Origin of the sequence: Myxococcus sp. CA051A, assembly GCF_013336705.1 — a bacterium.
GTDB lineage: Bacteria > Myxococcota > Myxococcia > Myxococcales > Myxococcaceae > Myxococcus > Myxococcus llanfairpwllgwyngyllgogerychwyrndrobwllllantysiliogogogochensis.
In genome coordinates, this window is sequence record NZ_JABUMS010000003.1 from 598,592 (window position 1) to 623,377 (window position 24,786).

Genomic DNA, 24,786 nt, shown 5'->3' on the forward strand with positions numbered 1-24,786 from the left:
GTGTTCATATCGCGACGGCCGGCGCTTCGCCTGTCGCGTCCGCATGCGGCAGGTATCCGCGTGGGAAGGGTCGACGCTGGGGACGTTTCAGGGTGTGCCGTGAGAAGGCCGGCATGAGGTATGACGGCGCGTGTTTCCGGCCCGGGCGTGGCGGGTTCGTGCGTCACGGCGCCGGGGTCTTCTGGAGGAGCCGATGCGATTCAAGATGCGGTCGACTTCACTGGTGCTGAGCCTGACGCTGCTCGCGCCGCTGGGGGCGAGTGCCCAGTTCGATGATGGCGAGGTGGTGCTCACCGCGCCCACCGAGCCGGAGCGGGGCTGTCCGAAGCGCCCGGACCTGGTGCCCTTCACGCCGCGCGCGCAGGTGGGCATGGAGGGTTCGGGTTGGCTGGTGCACCAGGCCATCATCCCTGAATCGAAGGACACCTTCTTCAAGGGCCGCGAGCGGGAGCGCTCGGGGGTGAAGCGAGTGCCGGAGGAGGAGGTGCGGCGGCTCGGCGCGCCGGACCCGACCATCCCGCTGTGGGTGTTCGGCAAGGCGGACACGGCGGCCTGTCGCGCGGTGCCCGTCAGTTGGTGGGCGGCGCGGATGGGGGCGACGGACGTGGACCGCAAGACGTTCCTCATGGCGGAGATTGAAGTGGACTGCGACGTGCTGCCACCCGGGCGTCTGTCCGGCACGCCGGTGGCGTTGCGGCAGAAGGATGAGCCCACGGGGTGCAAGCTGCGAAGGCCCACCGAGCGCGAGACGGGCAAGGATGGGGAAGGCCTGCCGCCGGATGTGTTGGAGTTCATCCCCGTGCGCGACTGTGAGTCGCCGGAGTGCATGCGACTGTGGGAACGCATCGGCGCGAGCTGGGATGACAGCACCACGGTGGGCGACTTCACGGTGTCGTGGATGGAGCGCAAGGGGAAGAAGGACCCGTGCGACTGGCCCACCGAGGACCTCTCGCTGCTGCTCTACCGTCCTCCAGGGGCACTCACCCCGGCGCTGTTGCGCAACGGGGGCACGCAGTTCTTCGGTGGCCTGCACGACAGCGCGGGGCTGAGGTTCGTGCTCAGTCGAGACCTGGGCTCGCTCTATATGCACGAGGCCGCCAAGCCGAAGGCCGCGCCGAAAGCCGTGCGTTATGGGAGTCCGACGGAAGAGGACCTCATCCTCACCAAGCGCACCCTGTCTCCGTGCAAGGTGAAGCGCTGACCTCGATTTTCGCGGAACCTGTCAGGCCGTGATGGCGCCGCCTTCGGTCAGCGCCATCATGGACTCTCGCTTCCAGGTCATCACTCCGGCCAACGCCTCGCGGTTGAAGCAGGTGGGGCAACTCGGCCCCGAGCTTCCGTCCTACACCTCGGGCCAGAAGCTCGCTTTCGAGCCGGGCGGCACCGTGCTCCTCGCGTTGAGCAACAGGGGCGCACTGCTTCGGTGGTGGAACGTGGGGACGCCGTCGGAGCATGCCCACGAGCAGCGGCTCGAAGGGAGTGCGGCGATGCTTCTCGACGCCGAGCGCATCCTGGCCGTAGCTCCCGCGAACCGCTCGCCTTTGGGGCTTTGGCGCCCGAGGTTGGTGCTCCTCTCCACGAAGGATGGGTCGCTGATGCGTGAGCAACACCTGGCTCATGCGGTGACCCTGTTCGCCATGTCTCCGGACGGGGAGCGGGCTCTTCTGATTTCGTTGGATGGCGATGCGCCCCTGGTGTGGGACGTGAAGTCCTGGCGTCCCCACTGCGAACTCGCGCCGCTGGACACGGGCGTGTCCCTGACGGCGTGCGCGCTGTCCCCGGATGGGCGCTTCGCGGCGGCGACCTTCACCCCGGACGATAAGCGGAAGGAGAACCTCTGGCTCTGGGACATCGCCGAAGGCGCGCGTCCCATGGCGCTGTCCATCGACGCGCCCACGACGTGGAGCCTCGCGTTCCATCCGACGGAGCCCCTTCTCGCCGTGGGCGGCATCACGGAGGAGGTCGCCGTGGTGCACGTGGACGAGCGTCGGCTGGTGGGGACGCTTCCTGGCTTCAGCGGCTATGCGTGCAACCTGAGCTTCAATCCCCGGGGCGACCTGCTCGCGGCCTCCCGTGACGGCCGAGGCTTCGGTGTCCATCGCTTCGATACGGGCGAGGCGTTGTTCCGCGCCAGCGACGGCGACGACATGCAGACGAGCGATGCGCTCTTCTCGCCCGATGGCCGGCTCGTCGCCTGGGGGCGGGGTGATGGCACCGTGGACCTTTGGGCGGTGACCGACTGAGGTCACTGCTTGGGGGCTTCGGTCCATTTCCCCTGCCGCGTCGGCTCGCGCAGGGCCTTGTGGAGCGCGGCGAGGAAGCGCTTTCGCGGCCATGACTCCGCGCCAAATCTCGCCAGGTGCTCGGTCTCCACCTGGCAGTCCACGAGTTGGAAGCCCCATTCCTTGAAGCGCTCCACCGAGGACACGAAGGCGACCTTCGACGCATCCGGCGCCAGCGCGAACATGCTCTCACCGAAGAACGCCGCGCCCAGCGACACGCCGTACAGCCCGCCCTTCAATTCGCCGTCCTGCCACGCCTCCACCGAGTGCGCGAAGCCCCGCTCGTGCAGTTCGACGTATGCCCCCAACATCTCGTCCGTAATCCACGTCCCGTTCTGACCGGGACGTGTCACGCGGCCACACTCGGTGATGACGCGCGCGAAGGCCGTGTCGTAGCGCACCTCGTATTCGCCCCGCGCCATCGTCTTGCGCAGGCTGCGGCCCACGTGCAGCGTGTCCGGCGTCAGCACGAAGCGCGGGTCCGGCGAGTGCCAGAGGATGGGGTCCCCTTCACTGAACCAAGGGAAGATGCCGCGCGAGTACGCGGCCAGGAGCCGCTCCGGGCTCAGGTCCCCGCCCACGGCGAGCACTCCGCTCTTGTCAGCGCGCTCCGGAGGCGGGAACAGCTCCGGGTGCTCGTCACTCAACAGATAGATGGGCACGCACCGCCCACTCTACCGGGACACGTTCAGCTTCACCTCGCCCGAGAGTGAATACGGCACCCGCATCAGTGGACCGGTCAGCTCCCCCGTCACCCCATAGGGCAAGACGCCTCGGGAGATGAGGGCCTTCACCTCCGGCCCCCACGAGTCCTTCGTCACCGCCACCTCCACCGGATACACCCCCGTGGCGGAGGCATCCACGCTGTCCGACTGGGCCAGCGTTCCACTGTCCAGCGCCTTGCCCGCCACCGCCATCTGCCACGTCAGCCCGCTGAGCTTCAGCGGGAAGGGATTGGGGTTCTGGATACCCAGCCGGAGGTTGAGCTGCACCTCCTCGGCGGAATAGCGCGCCCCATCCAGCTCCTCCACGACGATGGTGGGCAGCCGGGGCACGCGCACCGCGCGACTCGCGGCGAACGGAATCTGTTGCTCGGAGTCACCCGAGCGCACCACCAGCACGCCCCTGAGCGCCAGGAGCACCGTGCCACCCTGGGCGCTCAGCCGCGCCAGGTCTTCCGCGCTCTGCACGTAGGCCGCGCGCTCCTCGAAGGACACGTCGCCCGGAGCGCCTGGCGCAAGCCGTGTCTCCAGCTTCACCGTTCCCTTCTTCAGCACCTTCCCCTCGGAGACCAGCTCGTAGTCGACGCGCTCCACCACGCCGGGCGCGGCGCTGGACACCTGGGCGCTGTAGCGCAGGGTGGCCTCTGTCAGGCCCTGCGACACGACGGACGTGTCCTGTGCGGTGAGGGTGGCGGAACCAGCCGGCCGGGTGGAGGACGAGGCACACCCCAGACCCACCAGGAGCAGTGCGGCAAGCTGGACGACGGGCGAAGTCGAGCGCATCACGTTAGACATTGTGTGCACCCCGGAAGCCGCCCCCAAGGGCTTTTCCGCTAGACTGTCCACCACTCGTGGTCCGACGCCGCCCCAACTTCAACAAGACGGTTCGCTCCCTCATCAGGGACATCGCGACGAAGCTGCCGGAGTTCGCCCACGTGAAGGCGGGCCGCATCCTGGTGGTGGCCGGTGAGGCGCGCCGCGCTTCCCGTGGCACCGTGAAGCCCCTGTGCTTCCGGGGCGGCAAGTCCACGGACCGCACGGGTCGGCGCAAGCCCGTCATCCGCATTCGCGGCCGGCGGATGCTCTACTGCATCACCCTGCGGCCCCTCTTCTTCAGGGGCTCCACCGCCCAGGCCCGCCTGGAGACGGTGCTGCACGAGCTCTTCCACCTGTCGCGCCGCTTCGACGGCACCCTGCACTCGGGCCGGCGCCACGCCGTGCTCGGCAAGGACTTCTCCCGGAAGCTGCGCCCGCTCGTGCGCCGCTACCTCAAGCTGTGCCCTCCGGAGCTGCTGTCCGCCCTGGCCCTCACCGGCGAGGTGCGCGTGCTCCAGTGGCTGGAGCGCCCAGGTCCCGCCTACGTCCCGGGGACGCACCGACGTGTGCGCAAGGTCTACACCGAGGACCAGCTGTATTACGGCATCGCGCGCATGGTGACGCCCAAGCCCCGAGTCCCCCGCGAAGCCGCCGTCCGCCTCAAAGTCCACTGACAGTCCGCTTCCTGGCCGCCCCTGTACACCCCAGGACACTGCCCGTCTGAATGGTTTGACTTTGATAATGAGTATCAATATCGTCCGTCGCGTTTCAGACAGCGGAGCGGTGATGAGCGACGGGTGCCAGCAGGGCGGTGGAGCGGACGAGCTGCGGTGCCTGTGCGGGAGTCTGCTGGCGAGGTTGGTGCCGGAGGGTGTGGAGCTGAAGTGCCGTCGCTGCCACCGCACGCGAGTGGTGCCGCTGGAGCGACCGCCGGGTGGTGGGAGCGCGCCGAACACGGGCGGCTGAGCAGGTGGGAGTGCCCGGGCGTGACCAGGCCCGGCGTGTATCGAGAGTTGACTGAGGCCAGAGGCCCTTGAGCCCAGCGCCCCGCAGGGATTCCATCTGGAAGTGGAGTCCCACCGGCCATGAGCCGGAGGACGTTGAATGCGTGGGAGTTGGTGTCTCCTCGTGCTGGCCTGCGCCGCCCCCCAGGTGGCGTGGGGCCGCGCGTCGCCCGAACTGGCGCAGGCCGCGGCCCCGGGTGAAGCGGTGTCCGCCGAGGCGGAGCAGCCTTCTCCCGCGTCGAATCCGTCCCTGAATGAGCAAGCGCCTGTCGCGGCCGAGCCTGTCTCCGCCGAGTCGAGCGCTTCCGAGGATGCGGCAAAAGTGTCGAAGCAGGCCGAGGTCGTCGCGGGTCCAGGGGCCTCGACGACCTCGGCATCTTCGACACCCGCCGAGGCCTCGCAAGACGAGGTGCCGGTGGCGCGCACCGTGGTGACGGCGTCGCGCACCCAGGAGCGCCTGGGCGAGACGCCCGTGGCCACCGAGGTCATCACTCGCGCGGACATCGTCGCGAGCGGCGCGCGGGACGCGTCGGAGTTGCTCGCCGCGCATCCGGGCCTGGAGGTGGTGCAGACCTTCGCCGGAGCGTCGCTGCAGGTGCAGGGCCTGGGGCCCGAGTACGTGCTGGTGCTGGTGGATGGAGAGCGCGTCGCGGGCCGTGTCGCCGGCAGCGTGGACCTGTCCCGGCTGTCGCTCGAGGACGTGGAGCAGGTGGAGATCGTCAAGGGGCCGTCGTCGGTCCTCTACGGCAGTGACGCCGTGGGTGGCGTGGTGAACTTCATCACGCGACGGGCTCGCAAGCCGCTCGGCGGTGAGCTGCGCGTGGCCTATGGCGCGCTGGAGCGGCTGGACCTGGATGCGACGGGCGAGGCGCGGGGCGAGGGCTGGGGCCTGCGGCTCAGCGGTGGCTTGCAGCGCCGTGCGTCCTACGATTTGGAGCCCGCGGACGTCGGCACCACGGGCAGCAGCCTGGAGGGCTTCGACGTCTCCGCCAGCGGAGACCTGAAGGGCGAAGGTCCCCTGTCACTGGAAGGGTCCGCAGGCTTCTCCCGACGCACCCAGCGCGGCGTCGACCTGGGCGTCGCGGGCGCGGTGTTCGACAGGGCGAGCCGCGACACGTCCATCAACTCGCGGCTGGCGCCGTCCTGGAAGTTGAACAGCGGCGCGACGCTCCGGGTGGAGGGTTCGTATTCCCACTTCCAGCGTCGCTACCTGAGAGACCAGCGCCGCGCCTCCGCGCTGGACACGGTGGAGGACACGCGCGAACAGCAGGGCCGACTGGGCACGCAGCTCGACGCGCGCGTGGGCGAACGTCACGCGTTCGTCGTCGGCGCGGAGTTCCTGGGTGAGTGGCTGGTGGCGGACCGACTGGAGACGGGCGAGGGCGACCGGGGCCGCGCGTCGCTCTACGCGCAGGACAGCTGGACGCTGGCGACGGGCCCCAAGCTGGTGGTCGTCCCGGGCGCGCGCGTGGACGTGGACACTCAGTTCGGTACGGCCGTCACGCCTCGACTCGCGGCGAAGGTGGACCCGCTGTCCTGGCTCACCGTGCGAGGCAGCTATGGCTGGGGCTACCGGGCGCCGGGCTTCCAGGAGCTGCTCCTCGACTTCGAGAACCCCAGCGTCGGCTACTCGGTGCGCGGCAATCCGGACCTGAAGCCGGAGCGCTCGCGCAGCTTCAGTGTGTCCACGGAGGTTCGGCCGTCGGATGCCTCGCTGATCTGGGTGAGCGCGTATCAGCACGCGTTGCGCGACATGATTGGCACCACGCTCCAGCAGGGCGGAGAGCAGCAGCTCTTCACCTACGTCAACGTGGCGCGTGCGCGCGTGCGTGGCGGTGAGCTGGGCTTGCGCCAGCGCTTCCCGTGGCGTCTGTCCGGCGAGGTGGCCTACACGCTGACCGACGGACACGACGAGGAGCTGGACCGGGCGCTGGAAGGTCAGGCGCTCCACCGGCTCACCGCGCAGGCCACGTGGCGTCACCGCGAGTGGGGCCTGGAGACGTGGGTCCGCGCTGCGCTCGTGGGCAAGCGTCCCTTCTATCCGGACACGGATGGTGACGGCGTCGCCAATCCCTACAAGTCGGAGGCCTACGTCACGGTGGACGCCCGCATCGCCTGGAGGGCGCGCGAGTCGCTCCAGTTCTTCGTGCTCGGCTCCAACCTCGCCGACGCGGGCAATCCCACGGACCTGCCCATTCCGCCACGCACCTTCCAGGCCGGCCTCTCGTTCCGGCTGTGAGTCACCCCGAACCTTCAAGGAGCCTGAATGTCCCGCCCCACCTTCTTCTCCGTGTCCCGTTTCGGCCGCGCCGCCGCGGTCCTGTGCCTGTCTGGCCTGCTGTCCGCCTGCGGTGACGACCTGGTCCCCACGCCCGGGGACGACGATGACAACACGCCGGAGCAGCCGGGCGTCGAGGTGCCGGCGAACGGCACGCACGTGCGCCACGTGGGCAACACGGACGGCTCCATCACCACCGTCGTCGACGCCACGAGCAAGACGGATTGGGTGGGCCTGGACCTGGACACCGGCCTGCAGGTGAGCGCGAGCGCGGACGCGACGTGGGACCTGTCGTTCCAGCGCTTTGGCATCCGCTCGCGCGGCGGCGTGAATGGCACGGGTGGCGTGGAGGTGGCGGTGCTGCCCTCGCAGGACTTCGCCCAGCTCACCCAGGCGCCCGCGGGCGGCTACTCGGTCGACGCGGATGACGGCGACGACGAGGGCGTGGACCCGGACACCGTCTTCCAGGCCAACGGCGCCTGGTACGCCTACGACGTGTCGACGCACAAGCTGTCCCCGCGCGCGCAGGTGTACGTCGTGCGCTCCGACTCGAAGGCGTACTTCAAGGTGGAGATGTTGTCCTACTACGACGACGCCGGCACGCCCGCGATGCTCAAGCTGCGCTGGACGAAGGTGACGGCGCCCGTCTCGGCTGGCGCGCTCGAGGATGGCGTCTCTCCCAGCGGTCTCCCTGTCGAAGCGTCTCACTGAAGTCGAAGTCTTCCTTTCCCCTGGTGTCTGCCATGATTTCCCAACCTGTTTCGCCGGCGTCTTCTCTCGAGCCCACCGCCCTCCGTCAGCGCTGGCAGTCGCTGCGCGAGGAACAGCCGCGCACCCGTATTCGTGACGCGGCGGAGCAACTTGGCGTGAGCGAGGCGCAGTTGCTCGCCACCGGTGTGGGTGAAGACGTCGTCCGGTTGGACCTGCGCCTCGACACGTTGTTGCCGCGCCTGGAGTCGCTGGGCAAGGTGATGACGCTCACGCGCAACGAGAGCGCCGTGCACGAGAAGCGCGGCCTGTACCGCAACGTCGAGGTGAACGGCGCCGTCGCGCTGGTGCTGGACGAGAACATCGACCTGCGGCTGTTCCTCACGCGCTGGCGCTTCGGCTTCGCGTTCCGGGAGGTCCGTCCGGAGGGCACGCGGCGCAGCCTGCACTTCTTCGACGGCACGGGCATGGCCGTTCACAAGGTCTACCTGGAGGACGAGGCCGGCGTCAGCGCGTTCGAGCGACTGGTGGAGGACTACACCCACGCGGAGCAGTCGCGCGGGGTGCCGGTGGAGGCGGCCACCGCGGCGGAGGCCCCCCGGCCCGATGGCGACATCGACGTGGAGGGTCTGGTGTCCGGCTGGCGCGCGCTCCAGGACACGCACGACTTCTTCCCGCTGCTGCGCCGCTTCAAGGTGGCGCGGACCCAGGCGCTCCGGCTGGTGGGGAACGAGCTGACCACGCCCGTGGCGACCTCCTCGCTGACGTGGGTGCTGGAGAAGGTGGCGGCCTCGGGCCTGCCCATCATGGTGTTCGTCGGCAACCCGGGCGCCATCCAGATTCACACCGGCCCCGTGCACACCGTGCGCGCCATGGGCCCGTGGATGAACGTGTTGGACCCGAGCTTCAACCTGCACCTGCGCACGGACCACGTCCACACGGCATGGGTCGTCCGCAAGCCCACGCGTGACGGCGTCGTCACCTCGCTGGAGCTGTTCGACGCGGCCGGTGAGAACATCGCGCTGCTCTTCGGCAAGCGGAAGCCCGGCATCCCCGAGCAGCCTGAATGGCGGGCGCTGATGGAGGAGCTGATCGCCGCGCTGCCCGCGACCGGGGTGGCGTCATGAAGCGCGTGACAGTGCTCCTGGCGGCGCTGCTGATGTCGCAGTCCGCGCTGGCTGCTGCTCCGGCCGCACCCGCCGCCGCGAAGGCGGCACCTGCTCCCGCTGTGGCGAAGACGGCCCCGGCTCCCGCCGCACCCAAGCTGGTGACGGTGGGGCCCGCTGTCACCGAGACGGTGTTCGCGCTCGGCGCGGGAGCGCAGGTGGTGGGCGTGGACGACACCAGCCTCGCGCTGCCCGTGGCCCGGAGCCGGCCGAAGGTGGGCTACCAGCGCGCGCTGGCCGCGGAGCCCCTGCTCGCGCTCGGCGCGGCGTGGCTGCTGGCGTCGGAGGAGGCGGGACCTCCTGGTGTCCTCGAGCAGCTTCGCACGGCGGGAATGGAAGTCGTGGTGCTGTCCAACCTGCCCACGCTGGATGCGGCACGGCAGCGCATCCGGACGCTCGCGACGAAGCTGGGCCGGGTGTCCGAGGGTGAGGCGCTCGTCGCGGAGCTGGAGGCGGACCTGAAGCGCGCCGCTGCTCGTGCCGCGTCGGCGAAGCAGGCGAAGCCCAAGCGCATCCTCGCGCTGTATGCCCGGGGCGCCAACGCCCTCATGGTCGCGGGCAAGGACACGGCCACCGATGAACTCATCCGGCTGGCGGGGGGTGTGAATGCCGTGACGGGCTACACCGGTCACCGGCCGCTGACGGCCGAGGCCGTGGTTGGCGCGGCGCCCGACATCATCCTGCTTCCCGGCGGCTCGCTGGAGGCCGTTGGAGGTGAGGCGGGACTTCGGCTGGTCCCTGGCCTGTCCCAGGTCCAGGGCTGGAAGCTGACCACCATCGAGGACGTCCACTTCATGAGCCTGGGGCCCAAGCTGGGCAAGGCCGTGCAGCGCGTGCAGGACGGCATGGGACTTCCGGCGCAGGACGGGACATGAGCGCTTCGGACGTGGCTCCCGCTCCCGCGACGTATCCGGCGCGGGAGCAGGTGAGGGTGCCTGGTGGCCGTCCTCGCCCGTGGTTCGTGCTGGGCGCCGCGCTCGTGGTCGTCACGCTCACGTCGCTCTCGGTGGGCTCCTACCGGGTGCCACTGTTGGGGCTGTTCGGCAGTGCGCTGGAGGCGTTGGGGCTGGAGACGGGATATCGGCTGGAGCCGATGCAGCAGGCGGTGTTGCTGTCCATCCGTCTGCCTCGCGTGGTGCTCGGGGTGATGGTGGGCGCGGTGCTGGCCACCAGCGGCGCCGCGCTCCAGGCGTTGTTCCGCAACCCGCTCGTGGAGCCGGGCCTCCTGGGGACCTCCAGCGGCGCGGCCCTGGGCGCGGTGGCCGCCATTGTCATGGACGTGGCCCTCAGCTCGCGGCTGGGGCCGTTCCGGTTGCTCGTGGTTCCGGGCGCGGCGTTCCTGGGAGCGCTGAGCGCCACGTTGCTCGCGCAGCGGCTGGGCGGGGGTGGTGGGCGCACGGAGACGGCGCGCATCCTCCTGGCGGGCGTGGCGGTGAGCGCGGGCGCGGGCGCGGGGATTGGCCTGCTCACGCAAATGGCCACCGACGCGCAGCTTCGCACCATCACCTTCTGGACCTGGGGCAGCCTGGCCGGCGCCTCCTGGAGCGTGGTGGTGGCGTCCACGGTGCCGCTGCTCATCGCGCTGGTGTTGCTGCTGAGGGATTCACGCTCGCTCAACCTGCTGCTTCTGGGAGAGCGCGAGGCATGGCACCTGGGCGTGGACGTGGAGAAGCTGAAGCGACGGCTCATCCTCGCGGCGGCGCTGGGCGTCGGCGCGGCGGTGTCCGTCACGGGCATCATCGGCTTCGTGGGGTTGCTCGTTCCGGCGCTGCTGCGGCTCGCGCTCGGGCCGGACCACCGGCGGTTGATGGGGGCTTCGGCGCTCCTGGGCTCGGCGTTGCTCGTCGCCGCGGATGTGCTCGCTCGCACGGCGGCGGTGCCCCAGGAGCTTCCCGTCGGTGCGCTGACGTCCATGCTGGGCGTTCCTGTCTTCATCTCGATGCTGGCGCGCGGCAGGGGGATGTCATGAGCCTGGAGGCACGGGGAGTCGAGGTGTGGCGAGGCCGGGGTCGCGCGCTGGGACCGGTGTCGCTGAACCTGGTGCCTGGCGAGGTCCTCGCAGTGGTGGGGCCGAACGGCGCGGGCAAGTCCACGCTGCTCTCGGCCTTCTCCGGGGAGTTGCCCTGCACCGTGGGCGAGGTGCTGCTGGATGGGCGCCCGCTGTTGAAGTGGCCTCCCCGGGAGCGCGCGCTGCGGCTGGGCGTGCTTCCCCAGGAGTCGTCACTCGGGTTCGGCTTCACCGTGCTGGAGGTGGCGCTGCTGGGACGCAGCCCTCACGCCACGCGGGGCGAAGGAAGCGCGGACATGGATGCGGCGCAGGCCGCGCTGGAGGTGATGGACATCCGGCACCTGTCGTCGCGGCCGTACACCTCCCTCTCAGGGGGAGAGCGTCAGCGGGTGCAGCTCGCGCGCGTGCTCGCGCAACTCTGGGAGGCACCCGAGCACGGTCATCGTTATCTGTTGCTCGACGAGCCGACGTCGAGCCTGGACCTCTCGCATCAGCATCTCGTCCTGGAGGAAGCGACGCACTTCGCGAGGGACGGAGGTGCGGTGCTCGCGGTGCTCCACGATTTGAATCTGGCCGCGCGTTATGCGCATCGAATCGCTGTCCTGGCCGACGGCAAGCTGGTGGAGCTGGGGTCTCCCGCCCAGGTTCTCCGTCCGGAGCTCATCGCCAGCACCTTCGGTCTGCAGGTCCGTGTCGTCGAGTATCCAGACTCACCCGCGCCTTTCATCATTCCCTCGGGCCGGGCCCCGCATCATCCATGAGCGGGTGTCTTCAAGTTTCGTGAGTTGCTTCTCGCGGGGGTGTGCGGCGAACCCGGCCTCCCTCCATGTCGCACCGCCGGGCGCCCGCCCCCGCGAGGAGTGTTTGTCGATGGGCCTGCCTGGCCCTGAGCAGGCGAGCAGGCTGAAACACGGTCTGTCGTGTCGGATGTCTGACATTGCGACGCGGCGAATGCGGGCAAGCAGGGGACCCCCGCGTCTCCTGCTCATGCTGTTCTTCGAGGGCACCATGTTGTCCTGCCGCGCACCCGTCACCAGTGTGGCGGACGTGGAGGTGGTACGGCGTTGGGCTTCGAGTCGGCTGTTCGCGCGAGTGGGTGGGCGCTCGTGTACTGGGCGCTGGGCGTGGGGTTGCTGGCGTGTGGCGCGGGCTCGGGAGCCGTTCCGTGTGATGCCGCGTGCGAGGCTTCCGACGAAGCCTGCCGGATGAGCGCGTGCTCCACCGGGCCCGAGGAATCGGTGAGGGCCCAGGTCGACTGCGGCGCGCTTCCTGTCGGAGGACGGTGTCTGGGGCCTCGCGTGGTGGAGCGCTGTCACGACGGACAGCTCGCGCGCGAGGACTGCGCGGTGAGCGAGGCCTGCGTCGAATCGCAATCCTCCGATGGCGCGCACTGCGAGCCAGGCGCGGCCTGTGTGGAGAGCGCCACGCGCTGCTCGGACATGGGCGCGCTGGAGCGGTGCTCGGCGGGGCGCTGGCTCGAACAGCGATGTGAGGCGGGCTGTGTCGCGGAAGGGAACCGGGGCTGGTGCGGTGCGCCCGGGCGCACCCTGAGCGGTGTCGCGCGTTACGAGCGCCGCTTGCCCGACGCGGCCTTCCACGACTGGACGCCGGAGACGGAGTGGGTGCCGGCCCGCGGCTTCCTCGTCGCGTCCTTCCAGGCGGGCACGCTCATCGACCTGGGGGTGACGGACGCGGTGGGACGCTTCACCGTGCGCCTGCCGACGGAGGTGGGCCCGGAGGACCTCGTCGTGGTGTACGCGGCGGGGCAGGGGAAGCCCGGCACGGTGGACTACGCGGTGGCGGACCCGGGCCTGTCTGGGCCACAGACGCTGCCCGTGACGCCGGGAGCTTCCGCGCGGCTGTGGAGCTGGGCGCGCCCCACGCGAGAGTTGATGGATGCGCCCGTGGTCGCCATCGAGGAGTCGGAGGGCTCGGGCGCGGCGGCGGTCTTCGAGGCGCTGAGCGCGGCGTGGAATGGCACGCGGGAGCGGTTTGGCCGGACGGGGTTGCCCGTGGTGGCGTGGTTGGGTTTCGGCACGACGTGGTCGTGTGGGGCGTGCTTCGCGCCGTGGCAGGTGACGGCGGCGGGGCGGCGCTGGGGCGCGCAGCTCTGGCTGCCGGGAGACTCCGACGCGGCGTGGTGGTCCGAGGCGATGGTGCTCCACGAACTGGGTCACTGGGCGATGGCCAGCCACGGGACGAGCCCCTCCGAGGGCGGACCGCACTATGTCGGGGTGCCCACCTTCCCGGGCCAGGCGTGGAGTGAGGGCTGGGCCACGTGGTTCAGCTCCGACACGCGCGGCAATCCCCGCTACTACGACAGGCAGGGCGGGACGATGTTCTGGCTGGACCTGGAGACGCGTTCACCGGAGCTGGTCGCGTGGTCTCGGCCGAAGCCCGAGGACGGATTGCTCCAGCCCATCGAGGAGAACGAGGTGGCCGCCATGCTCTATCGGCTGGGCACCGGTACGCCGTCGCGGCAGGTTTTGTACGAGGCGCTCGCGGCTCCGGCGATGAACCTGGCGCCGTGGGCGCGGGGGTATCGCAAGCACACGTGGAGGATGGTGGCGGGAAGGCAGGTGGACGTGGTGGAGACGACGGAGGCCGCGCCGTGTCTCGCGGACTTCCTGGACACACTGATGTGCAAGGGCTACCCGCGGGCATTGATGGACGCGGCCACCGAGCCGACCCTGGCGTATCCGTATCCCAGCCATGAGCCCTTGTGCCGGTGAGGCTGTGATGCGCAAGTTGGAGCGGCAGGGGCCAGTTCTGGAGTCCGCGGTGTCGATGATGGAACGTGTCCGGCGGGATGGCCGGGAGGCCCTCGCTCGCCCTGATGTTGTGTCGGTGGTCGACGTGGTGGGGCTCGTTGCCCGAGCACGCGTGGGGCGTGCCATTCAGGGTGCGTGCCCATGACGTCGCGACGACGCATCGCAGGCGCAGTGTTGGCCCTGGCGCTGATTGGAGCACTTGCGGCGGGAGTGGCTTCGGGGGTGGAGCGAGCCCGAGGCCGACTGCGCAAGCCTCCCGAGCCTCGACCTCCCTTCTCCCAGAGAGACGATGTTCCGTTGAGTGGTCCCACGCACGGGGACGAGGCTTCGCGCCTCGCGACGCGGACTCGAGTTGCTCCGGTGTCCGCATCGAGGTCTGTGTCGGCGGTACGGATGTCGACCGCGTCACCGTCGAAGGGGAAGTCTGGAGGCGCCGGTCTGGTGCGCGATGCGGTCCACCGCGTGCGTCCGCGAGGCGTGGCGGTTGGCGACGAGCATACGGAGGAGTCCTCTGACGACAGCGCGGCCACCGCGTTGAGCGGAGGTTCATTGGCGGGGCTCACCACGCGAGTGCCCGCTCCGATGCGCGTGAACTGGCGCGTGGTGGACGCCGAAGGCGGAGGACTCCGGCTCGTGGCTGAAGTCGAGCGAAGGGCGGGGTTCAACGTCCCCATCGCGGTGAGCATCGTGCTGCCTCCGGAGGCACGGCTCATCGAAGGGACGACGGACTTCGTGCTGCCGGAAGGTGAGGGTGAGGATGTGCGCGCGGTGCCGTGCGTGGTGAGCGTGACGCCGGGGGTGGTGCCGCGGACGGACCTAGTGCTGGTGGCTCATGCGGAAGGCTCGGCCTTCGGAGCCCATGCGGAGGCGCGTTACACCTTCGGTCGACAGCACCTCGTCGAGCGGCGTCCTTCGCCCACGGGGCCTGTCCTGCCAGCGCGCTTCCTCTCGGGCGACGTGTCGGGGGACTCCGAGGACTCCGGTGAGGATGACGCTCCCTGAGTGAGCAGCGATGTGGCGCGCGAAGCCCGGCGTACTTCCGCCAGGCCCACCCTGCTCAAGTCCTTGCGGGAGATGCGAAGCCTCTTCGTGGGGTACTCGTCGCCCCGAGAGTGGAGCGAGTGGCTTGCGTGTCCTCGCCGCGCGCGAAGCACCGCTCCCCGAGAAGGCACGGCTTCTTCGAGTGGACTGATGCTCCGCGCTCCTGTTCTCGCGGAAGGAGCGGTGCGCCTCTCTCCCGAGCAGTGGGCTCCTCACGCCACGCGGTGAGTCGCCTGCCGAGCCTTCCCTGTCTGCTCGCTTGTCCGCGGCCGACGCACCGACGGTTCTGGCGAACTCCGACGAGGACTGTGCTCCCCTCGCATGACGAGGAGTGTGCCTCTCCTCTCATGAGGACTGCGAGGCGCACGGCGACGCGCTAGATACGAGCCTTCGCCGCTGTCCAGGAGCCTCGTCCGTTGCAGACCGTCGCGTTGGGGTTGGTGTTGGTGTCCGCGTTCCTTCACGCGTCCTGGAACGCGATGCTCAAGAAGCATCCGAATCCCGAGGCAGGCGTGGTGGGCGTCATCACCGTGGCGGTGGTGGGCGGTGGTCTGTGGGCGCTCGGCATGAAAGGGGAAGCGTTCCCCTCCACGGCGGGGCTCGCATGGGCGCTCGGGGCAGGCGCCTGTGAGAGCGTCTATCTGGCGGCGCTGTCCCGTGCCCTGCACCGCGCACCGTTGGGCCTCGCGTACACGGTGTCGCGAGGTGGCGCGATGCTCCTGGTCTGGCCGGCGTCCGTGCTGGCACTGGGTGAGCCCATCTCCGCATGGACCGTCACGGGCGCGGTGGTGCTGGGCGGTGGGCTCGCGGTGATGCATCTGTCGCGTCCCACGGGGCCCGCTGCGTCCGGAGTCGCGTGGGCCGCGCTGTCGGCGGTGGCCATCGCCGGCTATCACCTGAGCTACAAGATGGCGCTCTCGGACGGCGCGCAGCCACCCGCCCTCTTCACCACGGGCCTGCTCGTCGCGCTGCCCGTGCTGGTGCTGGAGCGGAGCCGGCAGATGGGGTGGGCCACCCTCCAGCGAGAGGCGTGGAGCCGTCCCGGTCTGGTCGTCTTCGCGGGGGCCATCTGCATGCTGTCCTTCGCGCTGCTGCTCTCGGCGCTGAACGACAGTGGGGCAGGGGCGGTCCTCACGCTGCGCAACACCTCCATCGCCTTCGCGCTGGCCCTGGCCGCGCTTCAGGGAGAGAGGCTGGGACGCCGCCAACTCGTGGGCGCGGCGTTCGTCTCCGTGGGCGCGGTGTTGCTCGGCATGCCCGCGTAGCAGTCGCCCAGCCTCGTCCGCCTGGGCCGAGGCTCCGCGCCAGACGGGGCGGAGCCGTCGCGCCTACTCCGCCTTGGCCGATGCACCCAGCCGCTTCAAGGACAGCTGCGCGTCCTCGTGGTTGGGCTGGAGCTTCAGCGCCGTCTCGTACTCCTGCTTCGCCTCATCCAGCCGCTTCGACGCTTCCAGCAACTGGCCCAGCGCGTTGTGCGGCTCGGCGAAGGTCGGGTCCACCTGAGAGGAACCCCGGAAGGACTTCTCCGCGTCCTTCGCGTTGCCCTGCTGGTACAGCGCGTGGCCCAGGTACAGCAGCGCCAGCGCGTTGCGAGGCTCCACCGCCAGCGCGTCCGTCAGCACCTTGCGCGCCTTCGCGCCGTCGCCGCCGCGCAGGTACAGGAAGCCCAGCTCGGCCCGCGCTTCAATCTGCGCCGGGTCCTTCGCCACCACTTCCTCCAACTCCGTCACCGCCAGGTCCGGACGCCCGCGCCGCGAGTGGACGATGCCCAGCCGCGCCAGCGCCGCCGTGTCCGCCTCCTCGCCTTCCTTGGGCCGCAGGTACGTCTCCGCGCCGGCGTAGTCCCCCATGGCCATCAGGAGGTCCGCCAGGGCCAGCTTCGCCACGCGGTGGTTCGGGTCCTCCTTGAGGACCGCCAGGTAGAGCGGCTGCGCCTTCGCCGACACGCGCTTCTTCGCGTAGGTGTCCGCCAGCGCCAACCGGTTCTCCACCGTGGGCGACAGCGCGACACATTCCTCGTACTGGGCAATCGCGCCGTCGAAGTCACCCTTGGCCTTCAGCGCCTCGCCGTAGCCCGCCCTCGCGGCCGCGTCCTTGGGGAACGCCTCCACCGCCGTCTTCAGCGTGGCCACGGCCTCCTCGGCCTTGCCCAGCGACAGGTACGCACGCGCGAGACCCTGGTACGCCTCCGTCGTCTTCTTCCCGTCGTCGGTGCTCTTCTCGATGGCCTTCTTGAAGGCCTCCACCGCCTGCTTCTTCTTGCCCTGCTCCAGGTACAGGTGGCCCAACTGCGTGTACGGCCCGCTGGCCCGACGCGGCTCCAACACCAGCGCCTTCTCGAAGGACTTGGTGGCGCGCACGTTGTCGCCCAACTGGTAGTAGGCGAGCCCCAGATTGAAGTGGGCCTCCGCGTACTTCGAGTCGGCGGCGATGGCCTTGAGGAACGCCTCGGTGGCCTTGCGCGGGTCGCCCTTCTCGTTGAGCGCCACGCCCAGGTTGTTCTGCGCGCGCGCGTGCTTCGGGTCCGCGGCGATGGCGCGCTGGTACTCGGCGATGGCGCCGTCAAAGTCGTTCTCGCGCAGCAGCAGGACGCCCAGGTTGTAGTGCGCCTCCGCGTCGCCCAGCTTCTCGCGAGTGGCCTCGCGCAGCGTCTCCTTGGCCTCGCCGTTGAGCCCCTTCTCCGCCAGGGCCTTGCCCAGGTTGACGCGGGCGACGTTCAGCTTGGAGTCCAGCTTCAGCGCCTCACGGTACGCCTCGATGGCGTCGTCCGTGCGGTTGGCGCGCTGCAGGGCCTCGCCCAGGTTGAAGCGCAGCTCCGCGTCCTTCGGCGCAAGCTCCACCGCCATCGAGTACTGGCTGATGGCCACGTCCGTCTCGTCCAGCACGCGGGCAAGCAGGCCCCGCTCCGAGCGCAGCGACGCATCCTCGGGAAACGCGGCGATGGCCTGGTCCAGCAGCGTGCGCGCGGCCTCCGCGTCGCCCGCGAGCCGCAGCGCCCGACCCAGTGCCAGGCGGGGCGGAATCAGGTCCGGCTCCACCTCCACCAGCTTCTTCAGCGGCTCCACCGCCTTCTTCGGCTTGTTCAGCGCGAGGAAGGCCGTGCCCAGGCGATAGAGCGCATCGGCGTCGTCCGGAGACGCGCGCAGCCGGGCACTCTCCACCGCCGCGGTGCGCTCGAGCGCGGCCGCGTCGGGTGGAGGCGTCTGGGCGGTGAGCAGCTGGAGGACTAGGACGCCGGCTTTCGTCATCACAGGTTCTCCACGTAGGGACTGGCACGCGCGTCGAACGTCTTCTTGGCGAGGGCCGTCTTCTTCGCCTCCCAAGCCTCCCGCGCCGTCTTCTCTTCCTTCTGGTCCTCGGAGAGGTCGGCGAGCTCTTCCTTCACCTCCGCGTCGCACTCGGCCACCTGCTCCTCGAACTCCTTCGGGTCCAGCTCCTCGCTGCCCTCCACCTTCGCCTTGCGGGCCGCCGTCAGCTTGGCCAGCTCGAACTTGGCGAAGGCGCAGTTGCGCGCCAGCTCCGACACGTCACGCAACCCCACCGACAGCCGCTGCTTCGCGCGCAGGTACTCCACGCGAGCCTCGGACTCCTCGATGGCCAGCTTCGCCACCTCGCGAGAGACTTCGTCCGTCGCGCGGTCCACCTCGTCCTCCGCCGCCTCCTGGCGGGAGCGGGCGCGGCGGATGTTGTCGCGGGCGCGGTCAATCTCGTTGTTGTTCTCGTCCACCTTGTCGACGGCGAGCGCCAGCTCGTTCTCCGCCTCCAGCAGCTCGATGCGGACTTCAAACGGGAGCTTCTTCACCAGCGAGCCAGGCACCTTCATGCCGTAGCTGGGGCCGCACGCGGCCAGGAAGAGCGGGAGGGTGAGCAGGACGATGTGCTTCATGGAACGGTCGCCTCGAAGCTGCCGAAGATGGTGCGGCCGGAATAGATGTCGATGCCGTTGACGAAGGTGACGTGGAAGTCACCGGTGACGCGCTGGCCCTGCGCCGTGGGGAGGTTGTCCACCACGAGCGAGCCTCGCTCCAACTGCGGGAAGACACGCGCCGGCTCGTCCAGCACGCTGCGGCCGATGACGCCGCGCTGCGCGCCGCCCTCCAGGGCCTCGGCCAGGTTGATGGTGAGCCCGCCGGTGTAGCCCTCGGGAATCATGTCCCCCACGCGCGCGCTGACCTTCAGCACGGTGTTCACCCCGGAGCCCTGGGGCGAGACGAAGTTGATGGACAGCTCTCCTTCGGCCAGCACCGCCTCCGCGCGCTTGTACTTCAGGTCCAACAACGGCGACACGCTGCCTTCCAGCGCGCCGCCCTCGTCGCCGCACGCGCACAGCCCGGCCACCAGCGCCACCAGCGCCAGGGTCCGGAAGCCGTGCGAGTGCGTCGGGTGGAGACGCGGGCTCACTTGCACGCCTTCCAGCCCGCGGTGTCCACGTCGGCCCCGTTGAGCGAACCCACGTCCTTGAGGACGGCCAGGTCTCGCCGCGCCCCGTCCACGTCGCCGAAGCGGCAGCGCAGCGCGGCCAGGTTGAGGCGCGCCTTGTCGTAGGTGGGGTCGGAGTCCATCGCCTTGGCGTACGCGGCGCGCGCGCCCATGGCGTCACCCATGTTGAGCAGTGCCCAGCCCAGCGCCGAGTGCGCCGAGGCCTTGGTGTCCTGGAGCTCCGTGACGCGGCCGAACGTCAGCTGCGCCACGCCGAACTGGCGCGCCTCCAGGTACGCCATGCCCAGCGCTTCCAGCGACTCCACGCTGAGCGTGCGCTCGGCCTTCTTGCGCAGGTCATCCAGCGCGGCCAACTGCGTGGGCGCACCCGGCTGGGGCACCGGCAGCGCGGCCTGTTCGGCGCGCGAGCGGCAACCCACCACCGCCGCGCTGAAGACCTCCAGCGACTCCGCGCGGGACAGACACGCCTTGAACGCCTCCTCCGAGCGCGTCTTCAGCGGGCCGACCTGCTCCTTCACCGCCGCCTGGAACTGCTGCGACTCCGCAGCGGAGAGGCCGCCCGGCACCGGCGTGGACTCGACGACGTCCGCGATGTGCCCGTACGCCAGCGCCAGCCGCCACAGCGAGGCCACCGCCCACTCGGGGTAACCCAGCGACGCGGCCTGCGTGTAGATGCCCTCCAGGCTCTGGAGCGCGGCGACCTTCTCCTCCACCTTGTCCGCCGGCAGGTCCTTGTAGCCGCGGTAGAGAATCTCGCCCAGGAACCACAGGCCCCTGGCCGCCTCTTCCGTCTGGCCGTTGGGGCCCTGCACCGCCGTGGTGAGCGTGGCCACCAGCGCGTCCGCGGACGCCGTGGGCGCCGTGACTGCCTGCACCTCCGCCAGCACCGCCGCCGCGCCCGCGCTCCTCGGGTCCAGCTTCAGCGCCGAGTCGGCCGCGAGCTTCGCGCGCGAGTAGTCCTTCGCCTTCAGCCGCGCCTCGGCCAGCAGCACCAGCACCTCGGACTTGCGCGCGCCCGACACTTCCGCCGCCGTCTCGAGGTTCCGGGCCGCTTCCTTGTACTCACCCAGCGCCATGCGCAACCGCGCGCCAGCAAGCCACCCATCCACGCCGGCGATGTCCGCGCCCAGCTTCTGGCCCACCTGCTCGAACCACGTGGCCGCCTCGCCGAACGCCGCCGCTTCCGCCGCGTGCCGGCCGAGCGTCAGGAGCACGTCCGACAGGTACTGGCTCTTGGGGTAGTCCTGCACCAGCTTGGCGCCCAGGTCGCGCTCGGCCTGCAGGTCGCGCTTCTCGCGCGCCGCCGTGAAGGCGCCGTACAGGGCCTTCTCGCCGATGTCGCTGTTCTTGTTCTCGTCGGCCACCTTCACGAGACCCTGGATGACGTCGCCCGTCTCCTGGGCGCTCTGCAGCGCCAGCTCGTCCAGCGCCTCGGCGCGGCTCTGGGTGAGAATCTTCTGCACCTCCGCGCGGAAGTTGCCAGGCAGGGGCGAGGTGAGGAACTTCTTGCCCGTCTCGTCCAGGCCCTTGAAGTCGTTGACCTGCCGCAAGCTGTCCAGCGCCAGGTTGCCGGCGACGGTGGCTTCCTTGTGCTGCGGATGGGTGAGGGCGAAGGCGGTGAACAGCTCCGCCGCCTTGGGGTAGTCGCCGTCCTCGTAGAAGGCGCGCGCGATGTTGAACTTCACGTCCAGGACGTTGGGGCTCTTGGGGTAGCGCGACACGTACTCCGCGCCGAGCAGCTTCATCGCCTGACGCGCGTCCGCGACTTCATACGCGTTGCGCTTGAGCGCCTCCTCCGGCTTGAGCGTGGAGAAGTGCGCGAGCAGCGCGGCGTAGAGGGCCTCTTCCTCGCCCTTGGCGTCCTTCGCCTTCGACTCGTAGCGGGCCAGCTCCTCGAACTGACGCGCGGCGCGCGTGTAGTCCTTGGCGGAGAAGAGCGCCTCCGCGCGGTTCTTCATCATCGGCCGCACGTACTGGTCGGGACGGAAGAGGCTCAGGTACGCCTCGTACGCCTCGGCGGTGCTCAGGTAGAGCTCCTTCTCCTCCTTCTTCTGCGCCGCGAGATGGAGCAGGGTGGCCAGGTCGCGCCCCATCTCCTCCAGCTCCACGAGCTGCTTCTTGCGGTCGACCTCCGACAGCTCCGGGTCGGTCTTGGACTGCACCGCCGCGCGCACGAGGATGCGCAGGTCCTCCGGCTCCGGCAGCACCTTGCCCTTGGACGCCTTGAGCGCGTCGTAGAGCTTCTGGCCGCGCTCCAAATCCAGCTCGGGGTCGTGCTGAATCTCCATCAGCTTGCGCAGCGCGGGGATGGCCCACTCGTACTGCTGCTTGATGAAGTAGCGGTTGCCCAGCTTGTCGAGCGCCAGCGCGTAGGTGGCTCGGCTTTCGCTGAGCTTCTCGAAGTAGTTGAGCGCGCCCTTGGCGGGCTTCGCCTCCGTGTAGCTGTAGACGAGGTCAAGCAGCGCCTCGCGCTTCACGTTGAGCGCCTTCTTCACGTCCATGCCCGGCAGGGGGGCGCTCGCGGCCGCGGCCTCGAAGAACGTGACGGCCTCCGCGTGCTTGGCCTGGTTGACGCGAATCCAGCCCATCTTGTAGCGGGCCAGGTCGTGCACGGGGGAGGGCGGGGCCTCCAGGATGGCCTGATAGTGGCGCTCGGCCTCGACGAGGTCCGCCTTGTCGAAGAAGTGGTCGCCGAGAATCTGCTCCGACTCCAGCCGCAGCGGGCTGTTGGGGAACTTGCGCGTCAGGTCGCCGAGCGTCTTGAGCATCTCGTCGAACTGACCGAGTTCGCGCTGCTCGTGCGCCAGGTAGAACGTCACCTGGTCCCCGTCCTTGAAGTCCGGGTACTCGCGCAGCAGGCGGTAGTACATCTGCACGGCCTTCTGCTTCATCAGCCGCGTCTCGGGGGAGACGATGGCGCCCGAGGCTCCCTCCGGCCGGGACTCGGCCTGGAGGTAGTACACGTAGCGGCTCTTCTCCACGAAGAGCTCGGCGAGCCGGAACTGGAGGTCCGGCAGGTACGGCGCGTTGCGGCTCTTGGAGATGAGCTTCTCCGTTTCGCCGATGGCGCGGTCGACCTTGAAGATGTCTCGCTTGAGCTTGGCGATGAACTCGTCGCGCTCCTTCGCCTTCGAGACCATCGGATTGAGGCCGGGGCCCGCCGCGCGGCCCGTGCCTCCGGGGGACGCCGCGAGCAGGGCGGCGGTAATCAGGCCGGTCAGGGGGCCGGTCATGGGGTCTCCTCGATGCAGCGGCTCTCGATGCTGACCCGGTACGACTTGAGCTCGTCGTTCCAGTATTCGCCGTCGAAGCGGAAGGCGACGCTGTCGGGCGTCAGGAGTTGTTCATCCTCGGGCGCCACGATTTTCGCGCCCTTCTTCACGCGCTCGTACAGCTTCAGTCCCACTTCGTATTCCATCAGTCGCACCTGCTCCGCGGCGCGCAGGAGCGTGTCCGCTTCCTGGCGCACGGCCTCCGCCAGTCGCGCGTCGTACACGCGCACGGCCTCGGCGCGAGACAAGTCGTACAGCTTCGTCAGGTGCGAGAAGAGCCGGTCGCCGAAGCTGCCGGCGTAGCGGCCCAGGCGCTCGCCCTCCAGGTCCAGCGTCTCCACGAAGCGCGAGGCGCGCTGGGTGCCACCGTGCGAGTTGGCCGCGCGGCGCAAGCGGAGGTCCTGGGTGAGGTCGTCGCGGTTGCGCACCGCCTCCAGCGAGTCCGCGAACCTGCGCGTCAGCTCCTTCGCCGCGCGCTTGGCGGGCAGGTAGTGGCAGAGGTCGCGGTAGATGAGGGCGCGCAGCAGGTACTTGTCCGGCAGGAACTCGTCGCGGAACGACGGAGCGTCCAGGGTGGTGAGGATGCCCAGCGACGCACGCGGCTCACCCAGCTTGTAGCGGGTCCACGCTTCCTCCAGGTAGAGGCTGGCGCGGCCCGGGTCCAGCTCCGGCAGCTTCACCAGGTTGTACGCCTCCAGCGCGCCCGTGTAGTCCAGCCGCTCGTAGCGCAGGCGGGCCACCGCGAGCGCCGCCTCGTTGCGCGCCTCGCGCGTGAGCTTCTCGTCCTTGGACAGGCCCAGGAAGTCCGCGATGAGCTCCTCGGAGGGCTCCTTCACCTGCTTGAGCCGGGTGACGAGCAGCGCGAACTTCGCGCGGCTGGCCTCGGCGCTCGTCTCCGACAGCTTGGCGAAGTGCGTGTTGGCCCAGCGCTCGTTGCCCACGCGCAGGTCGACGAGGCCCTGCTGATAGTGCGCGTACGCGCCCGTGTCTTCCGGGAGGAAGCCCAGGTCGAGCGCGCCGAAGACCTGCTCGTCGATCATCACGTCGTCGTGCGGCCGGTCCGTCAGCTCCTTCAGCGTGTCGAGCGCGCGGGGGATGACGTTCGGGTTGGAGCGCTCACGGGCGATGCGCGCCAGGTACGACGCGCCCGCGTGCGTCAGGCCCAGGTCGATGAGGCTCCGGGCGAGGAAGTACTGCGCCCAGGCGTAGTTGTCGTCCGTCTTGGGCGCGGCCTGGAGCCACGCGTAGAGGGGACCCGCGGCGTCGCGCGGCTTGCCGTCGAAGTAGTCCTGCAGCGCCTGGTCGAAGATGGCCGGGTCCACCTTCTGCGGCACGGGCGGCGGCGCCTCGGCGGCGGCCTCCGGCTTCTTGTCGGACGCGGCAGCCGCGGGCGCGCCCTCGGCGCCGGCGGCCGGCGCGGGTGCACCGGACTCGGCGGGCTTCGCGGCCGGAGCGGGGGAGCCCGTCGCGGGTCTGGCGGCGGCGCCGGGGGTGGCCTTCGCGCCGGAAGGAGGTGGCGGCATGGGCAGCGAGCCACCGCCAGACTGGGCGGGAGCCGTCGCTGGAGACACGACGAGCGCGGCGCTGGCGAGCGCGGCGATAAGTGAGCGGGGGGTCATTCCGTGGCGCCGAAGTTGAACGCGGTACCGAGCTGGACCACGGGGACATTGATGATGCGGGAGGCACCCGCGAACACGACGTTGTTCGTCACGTCGAGCCGGAACGACAGCGTCTTGCCGGAGAACATGCGCACGCCCAGGCCCAGGTTGATGGCGGGGCGGAAGCCGTCCTGCCGGTCAATCTTCACCACCGTGCCGCCGCCGAGCAGGAACGCCTCGAAGTGCAGCACGGAGCTGTTGAGCACGGCCGTCTTGCCGTAGAGCGGGCTCCAGACGAGGTCCGAGCCCACCATCCACTGCACCTGGTCCTCGAACGCGGAGGCGGTGGGGGCCACGTCGAAGTCGCGCTCGAGCTGCCGGCGCAGCGACGTCTGGATGTTGTAGCTGTACGTGCCGCGGCCCACCTGCCACGCGAACGTGTCGCTGAAGTGGTACGTGTACGAGACGCTTCCAGTGAGGCCCTTGTAGAAGGCGTCGGCCGGCAGCACGCCGACCCCGAGGTACAGCTCGTGATTCATCCGGTACTGCCGCTCCTGGATGGCGGAGACGGCGCCGGGATTCTCGAGCGCCTCGGCCTGGGCGCGGGCAAGGCCGGGCGCCAGGAACAAGAGAATGAGCAGGGCGTATCGCACGGTGGGGGCTTCCTGGCGGATGAGCGG

General features: G+C 69.8%; 21 protein-coding genes. 13 read left to right on the forward strand and 8 right to left on the reverse strand.

Features of this window, described 5'->3' with window-relative positions:
* The first annotated feature begins 193 nt into the window (after positions 1-193).
* The gene (locus tag HUA74_RS12450) at positions 194-1,201 is read left to right on the forward strand and encodes a hypothetical protein (protein ID WP_174454719.1); all 1,008 of its coding nucleotides are present in this window, start codon (positions 194-196) and stop codon (positions 1,199-1,201) included.
* Positions 1,202-1,232: 31 nt separating this feature from the next.
* Positions 1,233-2,243 carry a WD40 repeat domain-containing protein gene (locus HUA74_RS12455; RefSeq protein ID WP_174454720.1) on the forward strand — a complete coding sequence of 337 codons (1,011 nt, stop codon included), beginning with the start codon at positions 1,233-1,235 and terminating at the stop codon, positions 2,241-2,243.
* A 2-nt stretch (positions 2,244-2,245) separates the two neighbouring features.
* Here HUA74_RS12455 and aat read toward each other — a convergent pair whose 3' ends face one another.
* Positions 2,246-2,944, reverse strand: a complete 699-nt coding sequence (gene aat / locus HUA74_RS12460) for a leucyl/phenylalanyl-tRNA--protein transferase (protein ID WP_174454721.1) — start codon at positions 2,942-2,944, stop codon at positions 2,246-2,248.
* 12 nt (positions 2,945-2,956) lie between these two features.
* Positions 2,957-3,799, reverse strand: a complete 843-nt coding sequence (locus HUA74_RS12465; RefSeq protein ID WP_174454722.1) for an LEA type 2 family protein — start codon at positions 3,797-3,799, stop codon at positions 2,957-2,959.
* 56 nt (positions 3,800-3,855) lie between these two features.
* Between HUA74_RS12465 and HUA74_RS12470 the strand changes: the two genes are divergently transcribed.
* The 11 genes from HUA74_RS12470 to HUA74_RS12520 all read left to right on the forward strand — a co-directional run bounded on the left by HUA74_RS12470 (position 3,856) and on the right by HUA74_RS12520 (position 16,061).
* Positions 3,856-4,494: a hypothetical protein gene (locus tag HUA74_RS12470; protein ID WP_141641931.1), complete on the forward strand. Its 639-nt coding sequence runs from the start codon at positions 3,856-3,858 to the stop codon at positions 4,492-4,494.
* 67 nt (positions 4,495-4,561) lie between these two features.
* Positions 4,562-4,786, forward strand: a complete 225-nt coding sequence (locus HUA74_RS12475) for a hypothetical protein (protein WP_254623894.1) — start codon at positions 4,562-4,564, stop codon at positions 4,784-4,786.
* A gap of 138 nt (positions 4,787-4,924) precedes the next feature.
* Positions 4,925-7,063: a TonB-dependent siderophore receptor gene (locus HUA74_RS12480; RefSeq protein ID WP_254625025.1), complete on the forward strand. Its 2,139-nt coding sequence runs from the start codon at positions 4,925-4,927 to the stop codon at positions 7,061-7,063.
* Between the two features lie 27 nt (positions 7,064-7,090).
* Positions 7,091-7,813: an HmuY family protein gene (locus tag HUA74_RS12485; protein WP_174454723.1), complete on the forward strand. Its 723-nt coding sequence runs from the start codon at positions 7,091-7,093 to the stop codon at positions 7,811-7,813.
* 32 nt (positions 7,814-7,845) lie between these two features.
* Entirely contained in the window at positions 7,846-8,937 is a 1,092-nt protein-coding gene (locus tag HUA74_RS12490; RefSeq protein ID WP_174454724.1) for a hemin-degrading factor, read from the forward strand.
* Positions 8,934-9,851, forward strand: a complete 918-nt coding sequence (locus tag HUA74_RS12495; protein WP_174454725.1) for a hemin ABC transporter substrate-binding protein — start codon at positions 8,934-8,936, stop codon at positions 9,849-9,851. Before HUA74_RS12490 ends, HUA74_RS12495 begins: the two co-directional genes overlap by 4 nt.
* Entirely contained in the window at positions 9,848-10,945 is a 1,098-nt protein-coding gene (locus HUA74_RS12500; protein ID WP_174454726.1) for an iron ABC transporter permease, read from the forward strand. The genes HUA74_RS12495 and HUA74_RS12500 overlap by 4 nt, the downstream gene beginning before the upstream one ends.
* The gene (locus HUA74_RS12505) at positions 10,942-11,745 is read left to right on the forward strand and encodes a heme ABC transporter ATP-binding protein (protein WP_174454727.1); all 804 of its coding nucleotides are present in this window, start codon (positions 10,942-10,944) and stop codon (positions 11,743-11,745) included. Before HUA74_RS12500 ends, HUA74_RS12505 begins: the two co-directional genes overlap by 4 nt.
* A 303-nt stretch (positions 11,746-12,048) precedes the next feature.
* Positions 12,049-13,716: a hypothetical protein gene (locus tag HUA74_RS12510; protein ID WP_254625026.1), complete on the forward strand. Its 1,668-nt coding sequence runs from the start codon at positions 12,049-12,051 to the stop codon at positions 13,714-13,716.
* A gap of 480 nt (positions 13,717-14,196) precedes the next feature.
* Positions 14,197-14,757 carry a hypothetical protein gene (locus tag HUA74_RS12515; RefSeq protein WP_174454728.1) on the forward strand — a complete coding sequence of 187 codons (561 nt, stop codon included), beginning with the start codon at positions 14,197-14,199 and terminating at the stop codon, positions 14,755-14,757.
* Positions 14,758-15,212: 455 nt separating this feature from the next.
* Entirely contained in the window at positions 15,213-16,061 is an 849-nt protein-coding gene (locus HUA74_RS12520; protein ID WP_254625027.1) for an EamA family transporter, read from the forward strand.
* A 63-nt stretch (positions 16,062-16,124) separates the two neighbouring features.
* On the opposite strand, the gene HUA74_RS12525 is transcribed toward HUA74_RS12520, so the two are convergent.
* From HUA74_RS12525 to HUA74_RS12550, 6 genes are read right to left on the reverse strand one after another with little or no spacing between them, the layout of a single operon-like run.
* Positions 16,125-18,044, reverse strand: coding sequence for a tetratricopeptide repeat protein (locus tag HUA74_RS12525; protein ID WP_174454729.1), 1,920 nt, complete (start codon positions 18,042-18,044; stop codon positions 16,125-16,127).
* Positions 18,044-18,682, reverse strand: a complete 639-nt coding sequence (locus HUA74_RS12530; RefSeq protein ID WP_141641922.1) for a hypothetical protein — start codon at positions 18,680-18,682, stop codon at positions 18,044-18,046. The genes HUA74_RS12525 and HUA74_RS12530 overlap by 1 nt, the downstream gene beginning before the upstream one ends.
* Entirely contained in the window at positions 18,679-19,197 is a 519-nt protein-coding gene (locus tag HUA74_RS12535; protein WP_174454730.1) for a hypothetical protein, read from the reverse strand. Before HUA74_RS12535 ends, HUA74_RS12530 begins: the two co-directional genes overlap by 4 nt.
* Positions 19,194-22,469 (reverse strand): tetratricopeptide repeat protein, encoded by a 3,276-nt coding sequence (locus tag HUA74_RS12540; protein WP_174454731.1) that lies wholly within the window; start codon positions 22,467-22,469, stop codon positions 19,194-19,196. Before HUA74_RS12540 ends, HUA74_RS12535 begins: the two co-directional genes overlap by 4 nt.
* On the reverse strand, positions 22,466-24,127 hold the full coding sequence (locus tag HUA74_RS12545) for a hypothetical protein (RefSeq protein ID WP_174454732.1): 1,662 nt from the start codon (positions 24,125-24,127) through the stop codon (positions 22,466-22,468). The genes HUA74_RS12540 and HUA74_RS12545 overlap by 4 nt, the downstream gene beginning before the upstream one ends.
* A complete protein-coding gene (locus HUA74_RS12550) occupies positions 24,124-24,759 on the reverse strand; it encodes an outer membrane beta-barrel domain-containing protein (protein ID WP_141641918.1) in 636 nt (211 codons plus the stop codon). Before HUA74_RS12550 ends, HUA74_RS12545 begins: the two co-directional genes overlap by 4 nt.
* Positions 24,760-24,786: the final 27 nt, after the last annotated feature.